This window comes from Brachybacterium netajii (SeqCode) (assembly GCF_054114245.1).
The window spans coordinates 1-19,715 of the sequence record NZ_JBSYXB010000007.1 but is presented as its reverse complement, the minus strand read 5'-3'; the positions used below and the strand labels follow the sequence as shown (position 1 = coordinate 19,715).

Below are 19,715 nucleotides of genomic sequence, written 5' to 3'. Positions count from 1 at the left end.
GCCTGCCAGGGTAATCCCGGGGCGTGACGGGCGTCATGGAGATGACGGCGGGAGACGGGAGCGCTCCCGGTGCGACTCAGCCCAGGGCGTCGGAGATCGCGGCGTCGGCGGTGTGCAGCGCGGCGGCGAGGGCCCGGCGGGTGAGCTCCGCGCCGTCGAGCACGATGCTCGGGGCGACCTCGTCCCAGTCCCCGCCCAGCGACACGAGCGCCGGACGCACCAGATCCGCGAGCATCGCCGCGGCCTGGGCGCCCGTGGCGGTGTCGGCGGTGCGGATGCGCAGCTCCGTGTCGCCCCAGAGGACGGCGCGGCCGTGCAGCCACAGCGCCGCCTCGCGGCACGGATCGGAGTCCTCGAGGTCGACGAACACCTGCGGCGCGGCATCGACGTCGACCTCGGGCGCGCCCGCGAGCCGGTGCAGGGCGAGCAGCAGGTCGGTGCGCGCGAGCACGCCGTCGGGATCGTAGATGCCGCTGTCGAGCGCGGGCAGGACGCCGGTCTCGTGCGCCCAGCGGATCGCCTCGAGCGCCGGATCGTCGGTGTCGACATCGGGGAACTCGCTGTCCCCGGACCCGCCGATGCCCAGCGCGGCCAGCGCGGACACCCCGGCCGGGTCGAGCTTCAGCCACACCAGTGCGAGGGCCGGGACCGCGACCGCCGCCGCGGCGCCGGCCGCCAGGACGGCGCGCCGACGGGGCCGATGCGACCGGCGGGCGGCGGCGTCGGGTGCGGCGGCCGGGGCGGCGGCGGAGGCAGCGGCGGAGGCGGCGGGAGCGGCATCCGGGGCGGGCGCGGGGAGCGGCGGGAGCGGAGACGGCGGGAGGACCGGAGCCGGAGCGGGCGTCGGCTCCGCGGCCTGCGCCGGGGTGCTCTGCGCGGGCTCGTCCGGCGCGGGGGCCTCCGGGGCATCCTGCGGGGTGAGGCGCGGGGCCACGGGTCGTCTCAGAGCCATCTCAGCTCCCGCATCCGGCGCACGAGCGCCCAGCTGACGGCGAGGTTGCCCCAGCCGTTGAGGTGGATGGCATCGGAGGCGATCAGCATCGGCGGCACGACGCCGCGCTCGAGGGCGTCCTGGGAGGCGCCCTGCTCGAGCACGGCCAGCCCGGCGATGGGCGAGCAGCCGAGGCCGTCCTCGCTGGTCAGGAGCGTCTGGACGTCGAGGAAGCGGTCGCCGTAGCGCTCCTTCTGCTCGGCGTTGACGCGCGCGAGGGCGGTCGCCGTGGTGGAGCCGACGGGGTCGTTCTCCGTCGCCCACTGGCCCAGCACGATGGTGTCGTGCTCGGGGTCGTCGGCCGCATCCCAGATCCGCTGGGTGTCCGCGAGGACCCGGTCGACGTCGCCGATGTTGTTCTTGCCGACCCACAGGATCTGGCGGGCGCCCGCGGCGATCTCCCGCAGGGCGGAGACGAAGGTGCCCTCGACGACCTCCGTCTCCGGGGTCGAGGGCGTGAAGATCCAGGTCCCGGAGGTGCCGTCGAGCGTGCCGGCGACAGCGCCGAGGGTGCCCGGCACGTTGATCGGCCCGTAGGGGGCGAGGCCCGAGTCGAGGGAGACGGCGACCGCGCCGGTCTCCGGATCCGGGTCCTCGACCGGGGACGCGAGGGGCGTGTCGAGCCCGCGCATGAGCACCGTGTGCTGCGAACGCGTCGCGCCGACGCCGTACGCGTGGACGATCGCCGGATCCGCGGCGAGCGCCAGATGCTCGTGGATGCGGATCGGCAGCGGGGTGCCGTCGGCGCCGCCCTCGGAGTTCATCGAGGAGGAGCCCCACAGCGTGATCGCCTGCTCGGGCGCGTCGGGGGTGAAGGCGCTGCGCGCGGCCGACGAGCCGGTCCGGGCCGACGACGGGGCAGCGGTCGCGGCGACGTCAGGGGCGGCGGGCGCCGTGATGCCGGGGGCCGCGGGGGCTGCGATGACCGGAGCTGCTGGGGCTGCGATGCCGGGGGTCGCCGAGACGGTGGCGTCGGGGCTGGCGAGCAGGGGTGCCGCGGGCGCTGCCGGGACGGCGGCGAGTCGCGGCGTGGGCATCGGCGTCCTCCGGGACAGGGCGAGGCGGCGCAGGCGCACCCCTCGGCGCCCGTCGGACACACTGTACGTGACCTGCGCACTCGACACGCGGGCGCCTATGCGTGCTGGATCACATCCGAGGGTTCTCAAGGCCTCCGAGGTCGTAGTCCACGACGACGGGCGAGTGGTCCGACAGCCGCGTGCCGCGGTGTTCGCGGTCGACCTCGGCGCTCACCGCGCTGCGCGCGAGGCGGGGCGTGGCGAGGTGGTAGTCGATGCGCCAGCCCGAGTCGTTCGCGAAGGACTGCCCCAGCCAGGACCACCACGAGTAGGGGCCGTCCTCCTCGGGGTGCAGGCGGCGGACCACGTCCACGAGGGTGCGCGGCGAGAGCTGCTCCCCGAACCACTCCCGCTCCTCGGGGAGGAAGCCGTCGGTCTGCTGGTTGCGGCGCCAGGCGGCGAGGTCCTGGCGCGTATGCGCGATGTTGAGGTCGCCCATGAGGAGGAACTCCCGGCCGTCGGCGGCGGCCGCGCGGCGCGTCCGCGTCAGATACCGGGAGAAGCCGGCCAGGAAGCGCATCTTGCGCTCGTAGCGGGCCCCGCCGTCGGGCGCCTCGCGCATCCGCTCGGGACGCTGCAGGTGCGCGGGCAGACCGCCCTTGGGCAGGTAGAGGCAGGCGATCGTGAGCGGCGCGTCGGCGAGATCGACCTCGAGGTAGCGGCCCTCGCGGACGAAGGGGCCGAGCCCGCGGGCGAGCGCCGTGCGGTCCTGTGCGGGGATCTCGACGAGGCCGGGGCCGACGGCCGTGCCGCCGTCGACCGTGCCGCCGTCGGCCGGCTCGGCATCGGTCTCGCCCTCGGGGCGGCCGACGAGCGCGGTGCCGCTCCAGGTGCGCACCGCCTGCGGGGCCCGGCGCGTCAGCACGGCGACGCCGTTGCGGCCGGGGAGCGTGCCGGTGTCCAGGGCGACATGGAAGTCGCCGAAGGCGCCGGCCGGCAGCCTGTCGGCCTGCGCGCGCACCTCCTGCAGCGCGACGATGTCGCAGTCGCGCCCGGCGAGCCAGTCGCCGAACCCCCGGCGGTGCGCGGCGCGGATCCCGTTGACGTTGGCGGTGGCGATGCGGAGCATGCCCCGAGCGTAGAGGGGTGTCGATGGGGCGAGCAGTCCGATCGTCGGCCGATACCTTGCGGCGTGCACGGGTGGTGACGTTCGGGTGCCCGGCCTGGTCGCAGAGGTCGATGCAGCTGGTGCGAGCGCAGGAAAGTATCGGTTCGGGGCATCGATCGTGCTGGACCGGCCCCGCGCCGACCTGCCACGCTGGCGTCGTCCGGCCGTCGTCTCCCCGCCGCACGAAGGAGTGCCCATGTCCACCACCACCCCCGGCTCCTCTGCCTCCGCCGCTGCCACGGGTGCCGCTGCGCCCGCCGCTGCTTCTGACGCTGCTTCTGACGCTGCGGCGCCCGCTGCGTCTGCTGCGTCTGCGACGATGCGCGCCGTCGTGCTCCAGGAGAAGGGCCGCATCACCCTCGAGGACGTGCCGCGGCCCGGCGAGCCCGGCCCCGGCGAGGTCCGCATCTCGATGCGCACCGTCGGCATCTGCGGCTCCGACGTGCACTACTACACGCACGGATCCATCGGCGACTTCGTCGTCGAGGCGCCGATGATCCTCGGCCACGAGGGCTCCGGCGTCGTCGTCGCCGTCGGCGAGGGCGTCGAGCACCTGGCCGTCGGCGACCGCGTCTGCATGGAGCCCGGCATCCCGGACCCCCGCTCCCGCGCCGCCCGCGAGGGCATCTACAACGTCGACCCGGCAGTGCGCTTCTGGGCGACCCCGCCGTACGACGGCTGCCTCGTCGAGGAGGTCATCCACCCCGCCGAGTACACCTACCTCCTGCCCGACTCCCTCTCCTACGCCGAGGGCGCGCTCATCGAGCCGTTCGCCGTCGGCATGCAGGCCGCGACCAAGGCCCGTCTGAAGCCCGGCGACATCGCCGCGGTCGTCGGCTGCGGGACGATCGGGATCGTCATCGCGCTGGCCGCGCTCGCCGGCGGCGCCTCCCGCGTCTACGTCTCCGACATCTCCCCGGAGAAGCTCGCGCTGATCGAGGACATCCCGGGCCTGATCCCCGTGGACGCCTCCCAGGAGGACCTCGGCGAGCGCGTGCGCCGCGAGACCGGCGGCTGGGGCCCGCAGGCCGTGTTCGAGGCCTCCGGCGCGGCCGGCTCCTACCGGACCATCTGGGACGTCCCCGCCCCCGGCGGCGTGCTCGTCGTGGTCGGGATGCCCAGCGGGCCCGTCTCCTTCGACACCACGAAGGCCCAGGTCAGGGAGCTGCGCATCGAGACCGTGTTCCGCTACGCGAACGTCTACCAGAAGGCGATCGACCTCGCCGCGGGCTCCGGCGTGGACCTCTCGCCCCTGGTCACCGAGACCTTCGCCCTCGAGGACGCACTCGCCGCCTTCGACCGCGGCGCCGAGGGGCGCCCGACGGACACCAAGCTGCAGATCGTCGTCGGCGAGGATTGATCCGGCCGACGGGCGGGCTGTCGACCGGGGTCGACGGGCGGGCTGTCGACCGGGGTCGACGGGCGGGCGTCGGCCCCGGTCTATAGTCGGCGGGCAGGCGAGGGGCTGGCGAGGAGCGGAGGGCGGAGGGGCCATGGTCGGTGCATCGGATCCCTCCGTGGCCGTGCGCGAGCTCATCGTCATGGATCGCTCGAGCGCGCTGCGCTGGTTCCAGCACGACTATCCGCATCCGCTCGCGCGCTGGCACCACCACCCGGAGATCGAGCTGCACCTGATCACGGGCTCCTCGGGGATCGCGCAGATCGGCGGGGCGGCCCGCGCCTTCGGGCCCGGGGACTTCTATCTCATCGGTGCGGGGCTCCCGCACAACTGGGTGTCCTCGATCGCGCCGGGGGAGACGGTCGTCGGCCGCGATGCGCTCATCCAGGCCGATCCGGCGCTGCTCGTGCGGCTCGCCGAGCAGGTCCCCGACCTCGCCGACATCCCGCCGCTGCTGGAGGCGGCCCGGCACGGGATCCAGTACCACGGGCGCACCCGCGAGCGGGCCGCCGAAGTGCTGATGGACGTCGCCGGACGGCGCGGCGCCGCCCGCTTCGCCGGCCTCCTCGACCTGCTGGACGTGCTGGTCACGGCCCCTCCGGCGGAGCGCGAGCTGCTGAGTGAGCGGGCGATCGACTCCTCCCTCGGCCAGCACGACTCCGAGGTCTTCGATCGGGCGATCGCCTTCGTCCACGAGCGCCTGCAGGATCCGCTGCGGCTCGAGGACGTCGCCGCTGAGCTCGACCTGAGCCCCACGCACGTCTCGCGGCTGTTCACGCGCGCGACGGGCGTCGGCTTCGCCCGCACGGTGATCCGGCTGCGGGTCTCCGAGGCCTGCCGCCTGCTGCAGCGGACCGAACTCGCCGTCGCCGACGTCTGCTACGCCGCGGGCTTCTCGAACCTCTCGAACTTCAACCGGCGCTTCCGCGAGGAGACCGGCACCTCGCCGCGCGTCTTCCGCGCGGCGCGCACGACGGACCCGGGGGCGGCGCCGTCGTCGGATTGTGAGGTCGTGCCCGGCTGAGCCGGCCGGCTCGTCGACCCCGTCGGTCCCGTCCGCCCAGCGGGTCTCAGCGGACAGGGTCCCCCTGGGCCGGCCCCTCCGTGTTGGGCTTCCAGCCGAGCGCGGGCGCCACGTGCTGCGCGAAGGACTCGAGGATGTGGAGGTTCAGGTCGACGCCGGCCTGGCTCGGGATGGTGAGCATGAGGGTGTCGGCGGACTGCACGGCGGCGTCGGCCTTCAGCTGCTCGATCAGCTGATCGGGCTCGCCCGTGTAGGTGCGGCCGAAGGTCGAGCGGGTGCCGTCGATGATGCCGATCTGGTCGGAGCCCTCGCCGGGTCGGGCCCCGAAGAGCATCCGGTCCTGCTCGGTCACGATGGGGAAGACGCTGCGGGAGACCGACACGCGCGGGGCGTGCGTGTGCCCGGCCTCGCGGAAGGCGGTGCGGAAGGCGTCGATCTGCTCGGCCTGGAGGTCGCCGAAGGCGGCGCCCGTCGCCTCGGTGAGCAGGGTCGAGCTCATCATGTTCAGGCCCTGCGCGCCCGTGCGCTCGGCCGTCGCCCGAGAGCCGGCGCCCCACCAGATGCGGCGGATGAGGTCCGCGGACTGCGGCTCGATCGCGAGCGGCGCATGCGGGGCGGCGTCGGACATGTACGGCTGCGCGGCCGCGCGCGTCATCGGATGCCCCTGGATGGCCTGCAGGAAGGTCTCGAACTTGGCCATGGCGATGTCCGCGCCGCGCGGGTCGGTGGAGCCCGTGTAGCCGAAGGACTCCCAGCCGCGCTCGGCCGCCTCGGGGGCGCCGCGGGAGATGCCGAGGGCGACGCGGCCGTCGGCGATGAGATCCAGCGCGGCGGCCTCCTCGGCGAGGTAGAGGGGGTTCTCGTAGCGCATGTCGATCACGCCCGTGCCCACCTCGATCCGCTGCGTGCGCGCGGCCACGGCCGACAGCAGCGGCATGGGCGACGCCGACTGGCGGGCGTAGTGGTGGACGCGGAAGGAGGCGTTGTTGACGCCCAGCTCGTCGGCGCCGACGGAGATGTCGATGGCGTCGTGGAGCATCTGCCGGGCGCTGATGCCGCCCTGGGCGGGGCTGCCGCCGTAGTGGCCGAAGCTGAGGAATCCGAAGGCTCGCATGGCTTCACAGTACGCGATGATTGAAAGTTGCACCAGTGGTGGGGTGTGGGACGCTTGCCCCCATGAACGGGACGACCCCGCAGGACCCCCTCGTCGTCGCCGACGGCGCCGCCTGGTCGGCATGGCTGCGAGCGCACGACGGCACCAGCGACGGCATCTGGCTCGTGCTCGCGAAGAAGGGCACGCACGAGCCGACGACGCTCTCCTACCAGGAGGCGCTCGAGGAGGCGCTGTGCAGCGGCTGGATCGACGGGCAGAAGCGCTCGCGCGACGCCGCCACCTTCCTGCAGCGCTTCACGCCCCGTCGGCCGCGATCGATCTGGTCCGCGCGCAACGTCGGCATCATCGCCCGCCTCGAGGCCGAGGGTCGGATGCGCGAACGCGGACGCGCCGAGGTGGACAGGGCCCGGGCCGACGGCCGCTGGGACGCCGCCTACCCCGGCGCCGCCACCGCGGAGGTCCCCGCCGAGCTCACCGCGCTCCTCGACCGGGACCCCGCCGCGCGCGCCGCCTTCGACGCGCTGCGGGGGAGCGCCCGCTACAGCGTGCTGCACCCCGTGCTCTCCGCCCGCACCGCCGCCGGCCGCGAGCGCGCCGCGGCGCGCATGCTCGCCCGCCTGCACGACGCGGCGGCATCGGGCGACTGAGGTCGGGGCCGACCCACGGGCAGCGGGGTCGGGGCGTCGGCGCAGGGGCGATCGCGTCGGGGTGTCGGTGCAGAGGTGTCAGCCCTGCTGCTGTCCGCCCACGACGATCGCCCACAGCACTCCGAAGCGGTCCTTGACCTGGCCGTAGTGGTCGCCCCAGGGCGCCAGCTCGAAGGGCATGGCCACGCCCCCGCCCGCTGCGACGAGCTTCTCGATGAGCGCCCGCGCCTCCTCGACCGTGTCCAGACCGATGAGGAACGAGTACACGTCCGAGCCCAGCGGCGGCAGCTCATCCCCTGCCGCCGCCATCCCGTCGCCCCCGGCGAGGGTGACCAGGCCGCCGTGCAGCTGAGCATGCGCCACCGCCCCGGGCGGCGGCGTGAACGGGAAACCCGAGAGATCCCCGAACCGGTCATAGGTCATGATCTCGAGCTCCCCGCCGAAGAGCTCGCGGTACTCCTCGAACGCCTCGGCGGCATTCCCGGGGAAGCTGATGTAGGGGCTGAACTGCGGTGCGGCCATGGTCGGTCTCCCTTGACGTCGACAGGCGGCGATCCTGCCGCCGCGCACAGTGTGGCACGGGGCGCGGAGCTCCGCACGGGCAGGGCGCGGCGGGAGGTCCGACCGCCGGCGGGACGCGGACGGCCTCAAGTCAGCTCTGTTCGCGTCTCTGCGCATCCCGGGATGCGGCACGGAGCGCCTCGGCGGCCTCGGAGGCCATCAGGGGTCCATCCCGGTGCGGGCGACCGAGATGGGTGTCGCGGTGGGCTGCTTCAGCGGCGGAGCCGCGACGCCAGACCTGGTAGCTGCTGACGGAGCCGTTGTCCTGAGCGAGCTCGCGGGCGACGGCTTCGGAGCGGGAGCGACCGTCGGGGCCGTCGAAGAGGTCGCGCACGAGGCTGCTGGGAACCCATCGGCCGCCCAGAGCGCCTGCCTGGCCATCGCGGGCCTGGATGTGCTTCTCCGCCCAGCGCCGGCGGATGGCCTCCTCGGAGACCGCGTAGGGAACCTCGACATCCACGATGGTGATGTCGTAGCCGGCACGGGCGAGTTCCTCTCCGAGCCGCCGAGCGCCCTCGGGATTGGCCAGGACGCCGTCGATGATGAGGTTGGTGCCGTCGGACATGGCGGAGTCGCGGAGCCGGCGGATGATCATCGAGGACTCCTCATGCACCAGAGGGGCCATCTCCAGGGGATGGATCGTCTCGCCTGAGCGCTCGAGGTCCCGGATCTCCGGAGGCTTGATGGCGGCCCCATAGGTCTCGCCGCCGTGCACGTGCCGCAGCAGGAGAGCTTCCTTGACCCGGTCGGCGTCCAGGCGGAGGTAGTCGCGCTCCGCCTCGCCGAGCACCGACGTGAGGATGCTGCCTTTGCCGGCGCCGGGAGGGCCGGCCAGGACGATGGCCTTCCCGTCGACTCGGGCATCGGGAAACTTCTCGCGGTACTCGGTGCGGATCTCTCGATGCATCCGGCGATGCGCCCCGAGCGGCTTGACGATTCCTCCGCCGCTGCGCTTGAACCGTTCGGGATGGTTGACGGTGGCGTAGGGCGAGTCGGTCGCGAGCGGCCGCCCTGGGCGCGAGAGCTCACGGACGAGATCGATGTGCCGCTGCGTTGCGTCGTCCACGTGGTGTCTCCCCCGAGATCGTCGTGGTCAGTCGTCCTCCGGAAGTGCGTCGATCACGTCATCCAGGAGGTCGTCGTCGATCAGGCCATCATCGGCTGCACGCTCGACCTCATCCCATGAGCCGGGCGGGGAGAAGCTCAGGGCGTCCCACGCGTCGTCGAGCGTGACGGGCGCGGGGTAGGGCCACCGCGAGAGCTCGTCGATGAGCTGCTCCCGGCTGAGCTCGCCGATCGCGTAGAGCTGGCAGATCTCGCGAGGTGAGGCGCCGGAGAACCCCTCCGGGACATCCGCGATGTCCTCCGAGCCCTTGAGCGCCTTGGACAGGGCGGGCTGAGAGATGTGCAGGCGGCGTGCGACCACGGACTGCGAGACCAGCTTGTCCGGGGTGCGCCGGAGCTTCTTGAGATGGCGCTTGTACTGGAGCTCGGCGACCTCGACGCGCGACCGGGCCACCATCAGCTCATGCAGGGCCGACCCCCCGTGCGTGCTCTCGCGCTGGATGGACACACCGACCACCTCCGTTCATAACCAAAGTTATAACAGGCGGGTCCTGCTGTCCACCCGGGGCGGGGCCCGGCGAGAGCGGGGCCCGGCGTGATCGCCGGGCCCCCGCCGTGGGTCACTCGTCGTCGGCCTCGGTGCCGCCGGCGGGACGCTGGCCCAGCTCGGCGTCGAGACGCAGGATGCCGGAGCCGTCGTCGCCGATCAGCTTCACGCGGCCGATGATCTCGGAGACGGTGGCCTCCTCCTCGATCTGCTCGTCGACGAACCAGTTCAGCAGCGGGCGGGAGTCGTAGTCGCCCTCCTTGTCGGCGCTGCGGTACAGCTCGCGGATGGACTCGGAGACCTTCTCCTCGTGGGCGAGGGAGGCCTCGAAGATCTCGAGCACGGACAGGCCGGGCTTCACGGCCGGCGCGTTGATCGTGCCGATGGAGGCGTGGTTGCCGCGGTCCGAGACGTGCTGGATGAACTTGTTGGCGTGGACGATCTCCTCGTCGGCCTGGTGGCGGAGCCACGCGGCGATGCCGGGGAGGTCCTGCTCGTCGGCCTCGATGGCCAGCTGGCGGTAGGTGATCGACGCGGCGAACTCGAGCGTGATCTGGTCCTGGAACTTCTTCTCAAGGTCGTTGGAGAGCTTCATGCCAGCGAGGGTAGACCCCTTCGGCGGACTTGTCAGCCATGGCGAGGCTTCCCTCAGAAATCGTGAAAAGTGAAGCCTCACCTGCGCTTTCGTCGCAAATGGATACGCCCCCGGGTGGTTGGCGGAACCTGTTCCCGCCTGTCGGCGCCGCACTCTCCGCCCATCAGCGCCGCGCCCGCCGCCGGTCAGCCGCGGCCGTCGGGCGCCGACGCCCAGGCGAGGGCGACCAGCTCCCGCAGCACCTGCTCGTCGACGTCCGCGAGGCTGTTCGCATAGACGCAGCCCGCGCCGAGGCGATGCTTCCCGAGGCGGTCCAGGAGGGCGGCGGAACCGTCGTGGCACTGCAGGCCGTAGAGCGAGAGGGCGGAGGCCCGCGGCGCGAAGCCGACGCGGAACCAGGTGCCGCGGGAGCCGCCGGACGCGGAGACGTTCTCGTCGGCGCCGTAGCCGATCATGCTCGGCCCCCACATCACCGCCGTCGTGCCCGTGACCTCCCCGAAGAGTGCGAGCAGGCGTGCGCCCTCGCTGCGGCGCCGGGCGGCGGGCAGGCCGGCGCAGTACTCCGCGGGGTCGACGTCGGTGGGGCCGGTCTTCGGTGAGCGAGCCATGGCGCGGAGCGTAGGTCACGAACCTCCGGCCCGCCAGGTCCGCGAGGCCCGCCGAGCCGCCAGACCCGCCAGCCCAGCGGGCCGGGGAGACTAGCGGAGGAAGATGCCCGTTCTGTCGCGTCGAGGTGACGCCAGGATGAAGTTTCGGGACGACTCGGATGGCCGCGGACAGGGGAGGGGGAACGTTTCCTGTACGTACGGGGAACACATCGTGAACGCCCGGACGGCGCTGTCTGACGCGTGCAGGTGCCATCGGCGAGCACGGGTGCCTCCTCGTCGCGAAAAGCCTCCCGACCTGCAGGGATAGGGGGCGTTCATGATCCATTCACCTGCAGTGCAGGGACCTGGCGGGGCGCGGGGAAGCTCCCTACGGTGGGGCCGTCGGCATGAACGCGAACCTCCGGCGATGGGTGCGCTCACGTCGGCCGCGACGCCGCCTCCCCACCCCAGGAGCATCCATGACCCCGCCCCCCTCCTCCGCCCGCTGCCGCTCGCCGCGGACGGTCGTCGGCCTCTGCGCGGGTGCGAACGCTGCAGCCGGGGCGAACGCAGCGGTCGTCGCGAGCTCTGCGGCCGTCGCGAGTGCTGCGGTCGGTGCGGATGCCGGGTCCGGTGCGGGCTCGGCCCTCGCCGTCGACGGCGGGCGGTGAGCGGTTCGATGGGGCGTCGGGGGATCGGTGTGCGCGGTGTGCGCGGCTTCCAGCGCGCGCAGCGTCCGATGCCGGCGATCGTCGGCCATCGCGGGGCCGCGGGCCTGGCTCCGGAGAACACGCTCGCGGCGTTCCGTCGCGCGGTGGAGGAGGGTGCCGCGCTGCTCGAGTGCGACGTCCACCCGAGCGCCGACGGGCTGGACGCCGTCATCCATGACGCGACCATCGATCGCACCGCCCAGGCGGACTCCCCGCTGCGCACCGGCGCGGTCGCCGATCTGTCCCGCGCGCAGCTGGATCGGGTGCTCGTCGGGGCCGACGAGCACATCCCCACCCTCGAGCGGGTCCTCGACGAGGCCGTCCGCGAGGACGGCACCCGGGTGCCCGTGCTCTTCGAGGTCAAGGTCGAGGCCGTGACCGAGCGCGTGCTGAGCATCCTCGCCGACCGCTTCGGCGATGGCGACCGCTTCGGCATCACCGAGCCGGCCGGCGCCGAGCCCGCCGCCGAGCCCGTCGCCGAGCCCGCCGAGCGCCCCGCGAGCGACGCCCCCGCCGCTCCGCCCGCGCCCGTCGCCCCGGCGTGGATCATCTCCTTCCATCCGGAGGTGCTGCGGATCGCGGCGGAGCGCGCCCCGCACATCCCGCGGCGCCTGACGACGACGTCGACCACCCCGGAGTTCTTCGAGGCCGCGGTCGCCGTCGGCGCGACGCAGGTGGGCGTGCGGATCGCCGATGCCCGTCAGGCCGACGTCGAGACCTGCGCCCGGCTCGGCCTCCAGCTGAACCTGTGGACCGCGCGCAGCGCGGAGGAGCTGGAGCGCGCCCTCGAGCTCGGCTGCGACACCCTGACCGTCGACGATCCCGCCTGGGCGCGGGATCGCCTCGCGCAGATCGCGGCCGACGAGGTCGCCTTCTCCGGGCCCCTCGAGGACGGCCCGTCGGCCTTCCTCCCTCCGACCGGCCCCGCAGCGTCCGGCCCCGCCCTGACCGGCGGCTCCGCCCCGATCGACCCCTTCCTCACGACCCCTGCAGGAGGTTCCGCGTGATCCGCCCCCGACGGCTGAAGCCGATGATCATCGGGCATCGCGGCGCCGCCGCCCTCGCCCCCGAGAACACCCTCAAGGCGTTCCGTCGCGGCGTCGCCGCCGGCGCCGACCAGCTCGAATGCGATGTGCACCTGAGCCGGGACCGCCGGGACGTGGTCATCCACGACACCGCGATCGACCGCACCGCCGAGGACGCCTCCCCGCTGCGCAGCGGCGAGGTCGCCGACCTGACGCGCGCGCAGCTGGACCAGGTGCTCGTCGGCGACGGCGAGCACATCCCGACCCTCGGCGAGGTCCTCGACGTCGCCGTCCGGCCCGACGGGACCCGGCTGCCGGTGCTGGTGGAGATCAAGGCCCCGGCCGCCGCCGAGCTCGCCGCGCGGATCCTGCTGGACGCCTTCGACCCCGATCTGTGGGGGAGCGAGGGCCCGGCCCCCGCGCGGATCATCTCCCCGCATCCCGAGGCGCTCGACATCGCCCTCGCGACGGCCCCGCAGATCCCCCGCGGGCTCATCGCGACCACGCTGACCGAGGAGGCGCTCGACGACGCCATGCGCACGAAGGCGGAGATCCTCGGCGTGCGGCTCAGCGACCTGCGCGACGGGGACTTCGACCGCATCCGCGGCGTCGGCCTGGTGCCGTCGGCCTGGGTCGCCCGCACCGACGACGAGGTCCGACGGGCCGTCGACCTCGGCGCCCCCGAGATCGGCGCCGACGATCCGGCGCGCGCCCGTCGCGTCGTCGAGGAGCACCTCAGCGGGGCATGAGCGCATGCCCGTCGGCGCGCCCGTCCCGCGCCTGCTCCTGCACCCGCCCGCTGGCCCGGTCGTGCGCGCGCCCGTCGGCTCAGCCGTTCGTCACCTCGATCTCGAGGCCGGAGTCAGCGGGGCCGACGCTGATGCTCCACAGGTGCTGGACGCCCTCGTCGGCGAAGGCGATGCACTCGGCCTCGTCGTCCCCGGCCGCGGTGTCGACGCCGTCCTGGCATTCGACCTCGAGGGACATCTCGGCGGGCCCGCGCTCCTCGGCGGCCTCCTCGACCACGTCGGCGAGCTCGTCGGAGGTCAGGACCTTCGTGTCATGGCCGAAGCCCCAGCTGCCCTCGAAGAGGTTCACGGTGCCGGCGGACGAGCCGTCGTCCGCATCGTCCCCAGCATCATCCGCGTCGTCCGCATCGTCATCGTCGCTCGCTGCGTCGTCGGTCGCGTCGTCGGCGACGTCGTCATCCGTCGTGTCGTCGCCGTCCGCGTCGTCCTCTGCCGCGTCGTCGTCCGACGCGTCGTCGTCCGTCGCGTCGTCGGCCCCGTCCGAGGCTGTGCCCTCCTCCTCGGGCGTCGTGGCGTCCTCGCCCTGGCCGACGGTCGTCGTGCCGGTGTCGGCCTCGTCCGCCGCGTCGGATCCGCAGCCCGCCAGCAGGGAGCCGGCGAGTGCGAGGGCGGCGGCCGCGGCGAGCGCACGCCCGCGCACCCCGCGCGCAGGGTCCGTCATCGCGAGGTCGTCGCGGTGGTCATGGTTCCGGTGGCCGTCCATGTCGGCTCCTCCCCTTCCGGCGCCTCGGCGTCGAGACGCCTCCGACTAGTGTGACGGAGGGCACCGGCCCCGTCGACCGTCGGTGGTCGCAGCGCTTTCCCGTCCCGCCGCACAGCCCGCTTCCCGCCCCGTCGTCTCTCCCCGCAGCCCCTTCGCCCCGCAGCCTCGCCCGTCCCTCCATCCGTCAGGAGCCCCGCATGTCCTCGCAGCAGACCGCCCCCGCCCCGGCCGGCACCAGCGCCCCGGCCGACGCCGCAGTCCCGGGCGCTCGGCCGACGATCGTCGGCCATCGCGGCGCCGCCGCCCACGCCCCGGAGAACACGCTCGGCTCGTTCCGCCGCGCCCTCGAGGACGGCGCGCTGCTGCTCGAATGCGATGTGCACCTGAGCGCCGACGGGCATGTCGTCGTCATGCACGACGAGACGATCGACCGCACCGCGGACGCCTCCTCACCGATCACCACCGGAGCCCTCGCCGACCTCACGCGGGCGCAGCTCGACGAGGTCGTCCTCGACGGCGGCGAGCGGGTCCCCGACCTCACCGAGCTGTTCGCGGCGACCACGGTGCCGCTGTTCGTCGAGGTCAAGGTCGCGGCCGCCGGCGAGGCCGTCGCCGCGCTCCTCGCGGAGCTGCCCGAGGACTCCCCGGCGAAGGCGTCGACGGTCATCTCCTTCCACGCCGAGGCGCTCGAGGCGATCCGGCGCGGCAGCCCCGCCACCCCGATCTCGTACCTCGTCGGGCAGATCACCGAGGAGGACGTCCGCACGGCCGTCCGGATCGGCGCCGACGGGATCGGCCCCGCGATCGACGGCCTCAGCCTCGCCGCCGCGGCCGCCGTGAAGGAGGCGGGACTGCGCCTGAACCCCTGGACGATCAACCGGCCCGAGCAGCTCGCCGTGGCGCTCGCCTGCGGCGCCGACACCATCACGACCGACGACCCCGCCTGGGTGCAGCTCGAGCTGGACGCCCGGGGCGGGGCTCAGGAGGGCTGAGCGGTCGTGCCGGCCCTTGACCCGGCGCGTGGCACGACGCCCGTCGAGCCCGTCGGGCCCACGGTCTTCGACCACCGGCGCAGCGATGACGGCGAGCACGTCGGCTACCTCGAGATGACCGACGACGACCTCTTCATCCCCTTCGACCTCCTGCGCGTGCAGCGCGGGGAGCCGATGGAGCTCCATGCGGCCGAGGCGGTCCTCGACGAGATCGGGCTGCGCATGCTCGCCGAGGACTGGCTCCTGGCGCTCCCGGGAGAGGAGCCCGTGCGCGTGCGCATCGTGGAGATCGCGAGCGGGAGCGTCACGGTCGCCCCCGCCGTCGCCTCGAGCTCCGTGCATGTCGCGCTCACGGCGGACATGACGGCGGCCCGGACGCTCGATCTCCCCGCCGTCCACCTCCGTCCGCTGCGCGACTGACCGTCGGAGACGATCGGCTGCGAGCTCCGCGCGGCCCGCTACGCTCGGACGATGACCGTCCCTCGGCCCCGTCGCCACGATCCCGATCGCCGCGACCGCATCATCGACGCCTGCCTCGACGTCATCGCCGAGCACGGCGTCGCGGGCACCTCGCATCGTCGGGTGGCCGCCGCGGCGGACGTCCCGCTGGGGTCCATGACCTATCACTTCCGGGGGATGGACGAGCTCCTGCGGGAGGCCTTCCAGCGGTTCGCCGACGAGGTCGCGACGCGGGCGGAGGAGCGCCTCGCCCACGCCGTCGACCGCGACGGGGCCCTCGACGCCTTCGCCGCGAACATCGAGCAGGACGTCTTCGCCTCGCAGCGCGACCTCGTGCTGACCCTCGAGCTCTACACCCTCGCCGCGCGTCGGCCCGAGTTCCGCGACATCACGTCGACCTGGATGGGGCGCACCCGCGCCACGATGGCGCCCTACCTGGACCCGACGACGGCCGTGCTCCTCGACGCCATGATCGAGGGCCTCACGATCCATCGGGCCCTCCACCTCACGGTCCCGGAGCCCGGGCTCGCGAGCGAGGCGGTCGATCGCCTCAGCGGTCGGCGCCGGCCGGATCCCCGCTGAGCTCGACGGCCGGAGCGGCGCTGGGCTCGGCGGCCGCGTCGGCCCGGACCACCGCGTCCGCGTGGGCCTCGACGGCCGCGGAGCGCGAGGACCCATCGTCGGCCGACGATGCCGCGCGCCCGCGCAGGACCCCGGCGAGCAGCACCACCAGCAGCCCCGCGAGCGGCACGACGAGCAGGCCGGCGCGGAGGCCGACGGAGTCGGCGACGAGGCCGACGATCGGCGGCGAGACCAGGAAGCCGAGCCGCATGAGCCAGGAGACCACGGTCAGCCCGGTGCCGGGGCGCAGACCGGGGAGGTCATCGGCCTCCTGCATCGCCGCGGGCACCAGGCTCGCGCTGCCGAAGCCCGCGAGCGCGAAGCCGACGATCGTGCCGGGCACCGTCGGCACCGCGAGCGCGGCGCCCATGCCCACGGCGATGATCGCGCCGCCCGCGCGCGCGACGGCGCGCTGGCCGAAGCGGTCGACCAGCCCGTCGGCGAGAATGCGGCCGACGAACTGCGCGCCGACGAGGGAGATGTACCCGGCGGCGGCGATCTGCGCGCTCGCGCCGAGGTCCCGTCCCAGGTAGAGGGTCGCCCACGAGTTCCCGGCGTCCTCGACGAGCGTCCCGCCGATCGCGATGAGGACGAGGGCTGCGAGCAGGAGGGGGAGGCGCGCGGGCGTCGCCGACAGGCCGGGCGCGGCCGAGCTCGCGGGCGTCGTGGAGGCGCCCTCCGCGGATGTCCCGACCTCGATGCCCACGTCGGCGGCACCGGCGTCGGCACCGGCTCTGGCGTCGGCACCGGCACCGGCGTTCGCACCGTCGGCCGCCTCGTCGTCGGTGCCGGGCAGCGCGAAGCGGAGCGCGACGAGCGCGACCACCGCGAACAGCACCGCCGAGATCCCCAGATGCACGCGCAGCGGGAGCCCGAGCGCGATCGCCGCGGCCGACATCGAGCCGCCGAGGACCGCGCCGATCGACCACACGGCGTGGAAGGAGTTGATGATGGAGCGCCCGTAGCGGCGCTGGACCCGGAGGCCGTGGGCGTTCTGCGCGACGTCGGTGATGGCGTCGAAGGCGCCCGCGGCCAGCAGGGCGAGCGCGAGCAGCGCGGCCGACGGCGCCCAGGCCGCGGCGAACAGGAAGATCGCGGTGAGGATCGTGCCGGCGGCGGCGAGCCGTCCCGAGCCCATGCGGCGGATCAGCGTCGCGGCGCCGAGTCCGGCAAGGATCGCGCCCGCGGGGAACGCGGCGAGAGCGAGGCCGTAGGTCGAGTTCGCGAGCCCGAGCGACTCCTTGATCTCGGGGTAGCGGGGGATGAGGTTCGCCAGGAGCGCCCCGTTGGTCAGGAACATCGCGGCGACGGCGCCGCGCGCCCGGCGGTCGACGACGGACGGCGGACGGCGGGTAGCGGACAGGCCCGGCGACGGCGAGGAGGAGCCATTCATGCGTACGAGTGTACGCATGCGGATCGTGGGGTGGCGAGGCGGCGGGACGGCCCTGACGAGGCGCGCGCGAGGCTCGCGCTCGTCGCGCCCGCGCGAGGCTTCCCGGCGCCTCGCAGGCGCCTCGCAGGCGTCTCAGGGGCGTCCTCATGCCGGACGTCCCTCGTGCGCCCAGGGAGCGGTCCGTACCCTGGCCGAGGTTCGTGTCCGGTTGACCCCTCCGTAAGGGGCCATTACCGACCCCTCCTCCGGGGTCCCAGAAAGGCCGTCGATGCTCGATTCGACTCTGCAGGCTACGTACGACCAGGTGCTCCACCGCAACCCTGGAGAGCCCGTCTTCCATCAGGCCGTCCGCGAGGTCTTCGAGTCGCTCGAGGTCATCCAGGGCAAGCATCCCGAGTACGCCGAGCACAGCATCCTCACGCGCCTGTGCGAGCCCGAGCGCCAGATCATCTTCCGCGTCCCGTGGGTCGACGACCAGGGCACCGTCCAGATCAACCGCGGCTTCCGCGTGGAGTACAACTCCGCCCTCGGCCCGTACAAGGGCGGCCTGCGCTTCCACCCCAGCGTCAACCTGGGCATCGTGAAGTTCCTCGGCTTCGAGCAGATCTTCAAGAACTCCCTGACCGGCCTGCCCATCGGCGGCGGCAAGGGCGGCTCCGACTTCGACCCGCGCGGCCGCAGCGACGGCGAGGTCATGCGCTTCTGCCAGTCCTTCATGACCGAGCTGCACCGCCACATCGGCGAGTACACCGACGTCCCCGCCGGTGACATCGGCGTCGGCGCCCGCGAGATCGGCTTCCTCTTCGGCCAGTACAAGCGCCTCACCAACCGCTACGAGGCCGGCGTCCTGACCGGCAAGGGCCTCGACTGGGGCGGCTCGCTCGTGCGCAAGGAGGCCACCGGCTACGGCGCGGCCATCTTCGCGAAGGAGATGCTCGCCGCCCGCGGCGATTCCATCGAGGGCCGCAAGGTCGCCGTCTCCGGCTCCGGCAACGTCGCGATCTACGCGATCGAGAAGGTCTCCCAGCTCGGCGGCGTCGCCATCACCGCCTCGGACTCCTCCGGCTACGTCATCGACGAGGACGGCATCGACCTCGAGCTGCTGAAGCAGATCAAGGAGGTCGAGCGCGGACGCATCGCCGAGTACGCCGAGCGCCGCGGCGGCAAGGCCCGCTTCGTCGCCGACGGCAGCGTCTGGGACGCCCCTGTCACCATCGCCCTGCCCTGCGCCACGCAGAACGAGCTCTCCGGCGACGACGCGAAGTCGCTCGTCAAGAGCGGCGTCCTCGCCGTCTCCGAGGGCGCGAACATGCCCTGCACCCCGGAGGCCGTCGAGGTCTTCCGCGAGGCCGGCGTCGCGTTCGGCCCCGGCAAGGCGGCCAACGCCGGCGGCGTGGCCACCTCCGCCCTGGAGATGCAGCAGAACGCGTCCCGCGACGCCTGGAGCTTCTCCTACACCGAGGAGCGCCTCACCCAGATCATGAAGAACATCCACTCCACCTGCCTCGAGACGGCGGAGGAGTACGGGCGCCCCGGCGACTACGTCGTCGGCGCCAACGTCGCCGGCTTCCGCAAGGTCGCCGACGCGATGATCGCCTTCGGCGTCATCTGATCGGCGGAGGGTCCGGGCTGCATGCTCGGGTCCGCCCCTTCTCGTCCGACGGCCGTCGGCTGTGCGCACTGCACAGTCGGCGGCCGTCGTCGTCGTTCGGGGAGGAGGAGGGAAGAGAGGGAGAGGAGGGGAGAGGTGAAGTGAGGGGTAGAGGAGAGAGGCGCATCGAGGCGCGGCCGCGCCGCAGCTCGGTCTCCCCGCGTGCGGCCGCTCGGCGACCTTGCTCCGGGGGTTCCTCCGCTCCTCACCGGATGCCTTCTCTCCGCCGACGGCTCCCGACGCTGATCGACCCCACGCCGCGACGCCGCGGCAGCACCGGAACCGTCGAGCGGTCCGGCCGAGGCGGGGCGGGACGGACCGGGGCGGTGGCGGAAGGGGGCTCGGTGCAGAAGGGGAGCGGGAGCGGAGAGAGAGGGGAGCGGAGAGAGGAGGGACGGGGGAGGAGGCTCGGACCCTCTGCGGCCGACGGCCGGGCACGGCTCGAGACCCCGCTCGAGGCCCCGGATCGACCCCCTCGGACTCTGAGACCGGGCACACACCGTTTCGAGTTGGCACTCCCGTGGAACATGGGTATAGTTATGTCTCGCGCCGGGGCAACGAAGAAAAACTTCTGAGAAGCGATCTTCGCCCGGTACCCGCCTCTGAAGCCAGGCCGCTGAAACGGCCTGATGGATGAT

At 73.5% G+C, this 19,715-nt stretch carries 21 protein-coding genes; 10 read left to right on the top strand and 11 right to left on the bottom strand.

Annotated features, from left to right (window positions below):
* Positions 1-76 precede the first annotated feature (76 nt).
* The 3 genes from ACXET9_RS12505 to ACXET9_RS12495 form a co-directional block, all read right to left on the bottom strand.
* Positions 77-952, bottom strand: a complete 876-nt coding sequence (locus ACXET9_RS12505) for a hypothetical protein (protein WP_457886958.1) — start codon at positions 950-952, stop codon at positions 77-79.
* Positions 943-2,028, bottom strand: a complete 1,086-nt coding sequence (locus ACXET9_RS12500; RefSeq protein ID WP_457886957.1) for a hypothetical protein — start codon at positions 2,026-2,028, stop codon at positions 943-945. The genes ACXET9_RS12505 and ACXET9_RS12500 overlap by 10 nt, the downstream gene beginning before the upstream one ends.
* Before the next feature lie 109 nt (positions 2,029-2,137).
* Positions 2,138-3,136, bottom strand: a complete 999-nt coding sequence (locus ACXET9_RS12495; protein ID WP_457886956.1) for an exodeoxyribonuclease III — start codon at positions 3,134-3,136, stop codon at positions 2,138-2,140.
* Between the two features lie 235 nt (positions 3,137-3,371).
* Here ACXET9_RS12495 and ACXET9_RS12490 point away from each other — a divergent pair, with 235 nt between their 5' ends.
* Both ACXET9_RS12490 and ACXET9_RS12485 read left to right on the top strand, forming a co-directional pair.
* Positions 3,372-4,535 (top strand): NAD(P)-dependent alcohol dehydrogenase, encoded by a 1,164-nt coding sequence (locus tag ACXET9_RS12490; protein ID WP_457886955.1) that lies wholly within the window; start codon positions 3,372-3,374, stop codon positions 4,533-4,535.
* A 133-nt stretch (positions 4,536-4,668) separates the two neighbouring features.
* Positions 4,669-5,598 carry an AraC family transcriptional regulator gene (locus tag ACXET9_RS12485; protein WP_457886954.1) on the top strand — a complete coding sequence of 310 codons (930 nt, stop codon included), beginning with the start codon at positions 4,669-4,671 and terminating at the stop codon, positions 5,596-5,598.
* Positions 5,599-5,644: 46 nt separating this feature from the next.
* Here the strand turns inward: ACXET9_RS12485 and ACXET9_RS12480 are convergent, their stop codons facing one another.
* On the bottom strand, positions 5,645-6,712 hold the full coding sequence (locus tag ACXET9_RS12480; protein WP_457886953.1) for an LLM class flavin-dependent oxidoreductase: 1,068 nt from the start codon (positions 6,710-6,712) through the stop codon (positions 5,645-5,647).
* 62 nt (positions 6,713-6,774) lie between these two features.
* Here ACXET9_RS12480 and ACXET9_RS12475 point away from each other — a divergent pair, with 62 nt between their 5' ends.
* On the top strand, positions 6,775-7,359 hold the full coding sequence (locus ACXET9_RS12475; protein ID WP_457886952.1) for a YdeI/OmpD-associated family protein: 585 nt from the start codon (positions 6,775-6,777) through the stop codon (positions 7,357-7,359).
* A 78-nt stretch (positions 7,360-7,437) separates the two neighbouring features.
* On the opposite strand, the gene ACXET9_RS12470 is transcribed toward ACXET9_RS12475, so the two are convergent.
* From ACXET9_RS12470 to ACXET9_RS12450, 5 genes are all read right to left on the bottom strand, one after another.
* On the bottom strand, positions 7,438-7,881 hold the full coding sequence (locus ACXET9_RS12470; RefSeq protein WP_457886951.1) for a VOC family protein: 444 nt from the start codon (positions 7,879-7,881) through the stop codon (positions 7,438-7,440).
* Positions 7,882-8,011: 130 nt separating this feature from the next.
* On the bottom strand, positions 8,012-8,986 hold the full coding sequence (locus tag ACXET9_RS12465) for a zeta toxin family protein (RefSeq protein ID WP_457886950.1): 975 nt from the start codon (positions 8,984-8,986) through the stop codon (positions 8,012-8,014).
* A 27-nt stretch (positions 8,987-9,013) separates the two neighbouring features.
* A complete protein-coding gene (locus ACXET9_RS12460; protein WP_457886949.1) occupies positions 9,014-9,493 on the bottom strand; it encodes a helix-turn-helix domain-containing protein in 480 nt (159 codons plus the stop codon).
* 112 nt (positions 9,494-9,605) lie between these two features.
* Positions 9,606-10,127: a ferritin gene (locus ACXET9_RS12455; protein ID WP_457886948.1), complete on the bottom strand. Its 522-nt coding sequence runs from the start codon at positions 10,125-10,127 to the stop codon at positions 9,606-9,608.
* A gap of 185 nt (positions 10,128-10,312) precedes the next feature.
* Positions 10,313-10,735, bottom strand: coding sequence for a DUF1801 domain-containing protein (locus ACXET9_RS12450; RefSeq protein WP_457886947.1), 423 nt, complete (start codon positions 10,733-10,735; stop codon positions 10,313-10,315).
* Positions 10,736-11,193: 458 nt separating this feature from the next.
* Here ACXET9_RS12450 and ACXET9_RS12445 point away from each other — a divergent pair, with 458 nt between their 5' ends.
* Genes ACXET9_RS12445 through ACXET9_RS12435 form a run of 3 tightly spaced genes read left to right on the top strand, consistent with a single transcriptional unit; the run spans position 11,194 to position 13,198 of the window.
* Positions 11,194-11,385, top strand: coding sequence for a hypothetical protein (locus ACXET9_RS12445; RefSeq protein ID WP_457886946.1), 192 nt, complete (start codon positions 11,194-11,196; stop codon positions 11,383-11,385).
* Positions 11,386-11,414: 29 nt separating this feature from the next.
* On the top strand, positions 11,415-12,431 hold the full coding sequence (locus tag ACXET9_RS12440) for a glycerophosphodiester phosphodiesterase (protein ID WP_457886945.1): 1,017 nt from the start codon (positions 11,415-11,417) through the stop codon (positions 12,429-12,431).
* The gene (locus ACXET9_RS12435) at positions 12,428-13,198 is read left to right on the top strand and encodes a glycerophosphodiester phosphodiesterase (protein ID WP_457886943.1); all 771 of its coding nucleotides are present in this window, start codon (positions 12,428-12,430) and stop codon (positions 13,196-13,198) included. The genes ACXET9_RS12440 and ACXET9_RS12435 overlap by 4 nt, the downstream gene beginning before the upstream one ends.
* A gap of 79 nt (positions 13,199-13,277) precedes the next feature.
* Here ACXET9_RS12435 and ACXET9_RS12430 read toward each other — a convergent pair whose 3' ends face one another.
* The gene (locus tag ACXET9_RS12430; RefSeq protein ID WP_457886942.1) at positions 13,278-13,961 is read right to left on the bottom strand and encodes a hypothetical protein; all 684 of its coding nucleotides are present in this window, start codon (positions 13,959-13,961) and stop codon (positions 13,278-13,280) included.
* A 197-nt stretch (positions 13,962-14,158) separates the two neighbouring features.
* Here ACXET9_RS12430 and ACXET9_RS12425 point away from each other — a divergent pair, with 197 nt between their 5' ends.
* The 3 genes from ACXET9_RS12425 to ACXET9_RS12415 are packed head-to-tail and all read left to right on the top strand — an operon-like array spanning position 14,159 to position 15,994.
* Positions 14,159-14,953: a glycerophosphodiester phosphodiesterase gene (locus ACXET9_RS12425; RefSeq protein ID WP_457886941.1), complete on the top strand. Its 795-nt coding sequence runs from the start codon at positions 14,159-14,161 to the stop codon at positions 14,951-14,953.
* 6 nt (positions 14,954-14,959) lie between these two features.
* Positions 14,960-15,373 (top strand): serine/threonine protein phosphatase, encoded by a 414-nt coding sequence (locus ACXET9_RS12420; RefSeq protein ID WP_457886940.1) that lies wholly within the window; start codon positions 14,960-14,962, stop codon positions 15,371-15,373.
* Positions 15,374-15,424: 51 nt separating this feature from the next.
* Entirely contained in the window at positions 15,425-15,994 is a 570-nt protein-coding gene (locus ACXET9_RS12415) for a TetR/AcrR family transcriptional regulator (RefSeq protein ID WP_457886938.1), read from the top strand.
* Here ACXET9_RS12415 and ACXET9_RS12410 read toward each other — a convergent pair.
* Positions 15,963-17,426, bottom strand: coding sequence for an MFS transporter (locus tag ACXET9_RS12410; protein ID WP_457886936.1), 1,464 nt, complete (start codon positions 17,424-17,426; stop codon positions 15,963-15,965). The genes ACXET9_RS12415 and ACXET9_RS12410 overlap by 32 nt on opposite strands.
* Before the next feature lie 268 nt (positions 17,427-17,694).
* On the opposite strand from ACXET9_RS12410, the gene gdhA reads away from it, so the two are divergent.
* Positions 17,695-19,038: an NADP-specific glutamate dehydrogenase gene (gene gdhA / locus ACXET9_RS12405; protein ID WP_457886935.1), complete on the top strand. Its 1,344-nt coding sequence runs from the start codon at positions 17,695-17,697 to the stop codon at positions 19,036-19,038.
* Positions 19,039-19,715: the final 677 nt, after the last annotated feature.

What these genes read in the sequence shown, in the direction of transcription:
- ACXET9_RS12505 (WP_457886958.1), bottom strand. Translation starts at nt 952, where the DNA reads ATGGCTCTGAGACGACCCGTGGCCCCGCGCCTCACCCCGCAGGATGCC.
- ACXET9_RS12500 (WP_457886957.1), bottom strand. Translation starts at nt 2,028, where the DNA reads ATGCCCACGCCGCGACTCGCCGCCGTCCCGGCAGCGCCCGCGGCACCC.
- ACXET9_RS12495 (WP_457886956.1), bottom strand. Translation starts at nt 3,136, where the DNA reads ATGCTCCGCATCGCCACCGCCAACGTCAACGGGATCCGCGCCGCGCAC.
- ACXET9_RS12490 (WP_457886955.1), top strand. Translation starts at nt 3,372, where the DNA reads ATGTCCACCACCACCCCCGGCTCCTCTGCCTCCGCCGCTGCCACGGGT.
- ACXET9_RS12485 (WP_457886954.1), top strand. Translation starts at nt 4,669, where the DNA reads ATGGTCGGTGCATCGGATCCCTCCGTGGCCGTGCGCGAGCTCATCGTC.
- ACXET9_RS12480 (WP_457886953.1), bottom strand. Translation starts at nt 6,712, where the DNA reads ATGCGAGCCTTCGGATTCCTCAGCTTCGGCCACTACGGCGGCAGCCCC.
- ACXET9_RS12475 (WP_457886952.1), top strand. Translation starts at nt 6,775, where the DNA reads ATGAACGGGACGACCCCGCAGGACCCCCTCGTCGTCGCCGACGGCGCC.
- ACXET9_RS12470 (WP_457886951.1), bottom strand. Translation starts at nt 7,881, where the DNA reads ATGGCCGCACCGCAGTTCAGCCCCTACATCAGCTTCCCCGGGAATGCC.
- ACXET9_RS12455 (WP_457886948.1), bottom strand. Translation starts at nt 10,127, where the DNA reads ATGAAGCTCTCCAACGACCTTGAGAAGAAGTTCCAGGACCAGATCACG.
- ACXET9_RS12450 (WP_457886947.1), bottom strand. Translation starts at nt 10,735, where the DNA reads ATGGCTCGCTCACCGAAGACCGGCCCCACCGACGTCGACCCCGCGGAG.
- ACXET9_RS12445 (WP_457886946.1), top strand. Translation starts at nt 11,194, where the DNA reads ATGACCCCGCCCCCCTCCTCCGCCCGCTGCCGCTCGCCGCGGACGGTC.
- ACXET9_RS12430 (WP_457886942.1), bottom strand. Translation starts at nt 13,961, where the DNA reads ATGGACGGCCACCGGAACCATGACCACCGCGACGACCTCGCGATGACG.
- ACXET9_RS12425 (WP_457886941.1), top strand. Translation starts at nt 14,159, where the DNA reads ATGTCCTCGCAGCAGACCGCCCCCGCCCCGGCCGGCACCAGCGCCCCG.
- ACXET9_RS12415 (WP_457886938.1), top strand. Translation starts at nt 15,425, where the DNA reads ATGACCGTCCCTCGGCCCCGTCGCCACGATCCCGATCGCCGCGACCGC.
- ACXET9_RS12410 (WP_457886936.1), bottom strand. Translation starts at nt 17,426, where the DNA reads ATGAATGGCTCCTCCTCGCCGTCGCCGGGCCTGTCCGCTACCCGCCGT.
- gdhA (WP_457886935.1), top strand. Translation starts at nt 17,695, where the DNA reads ATGCTCGATTCGACTCTGCAGGCTACGTACGACCAGGTGCTCCACCGC.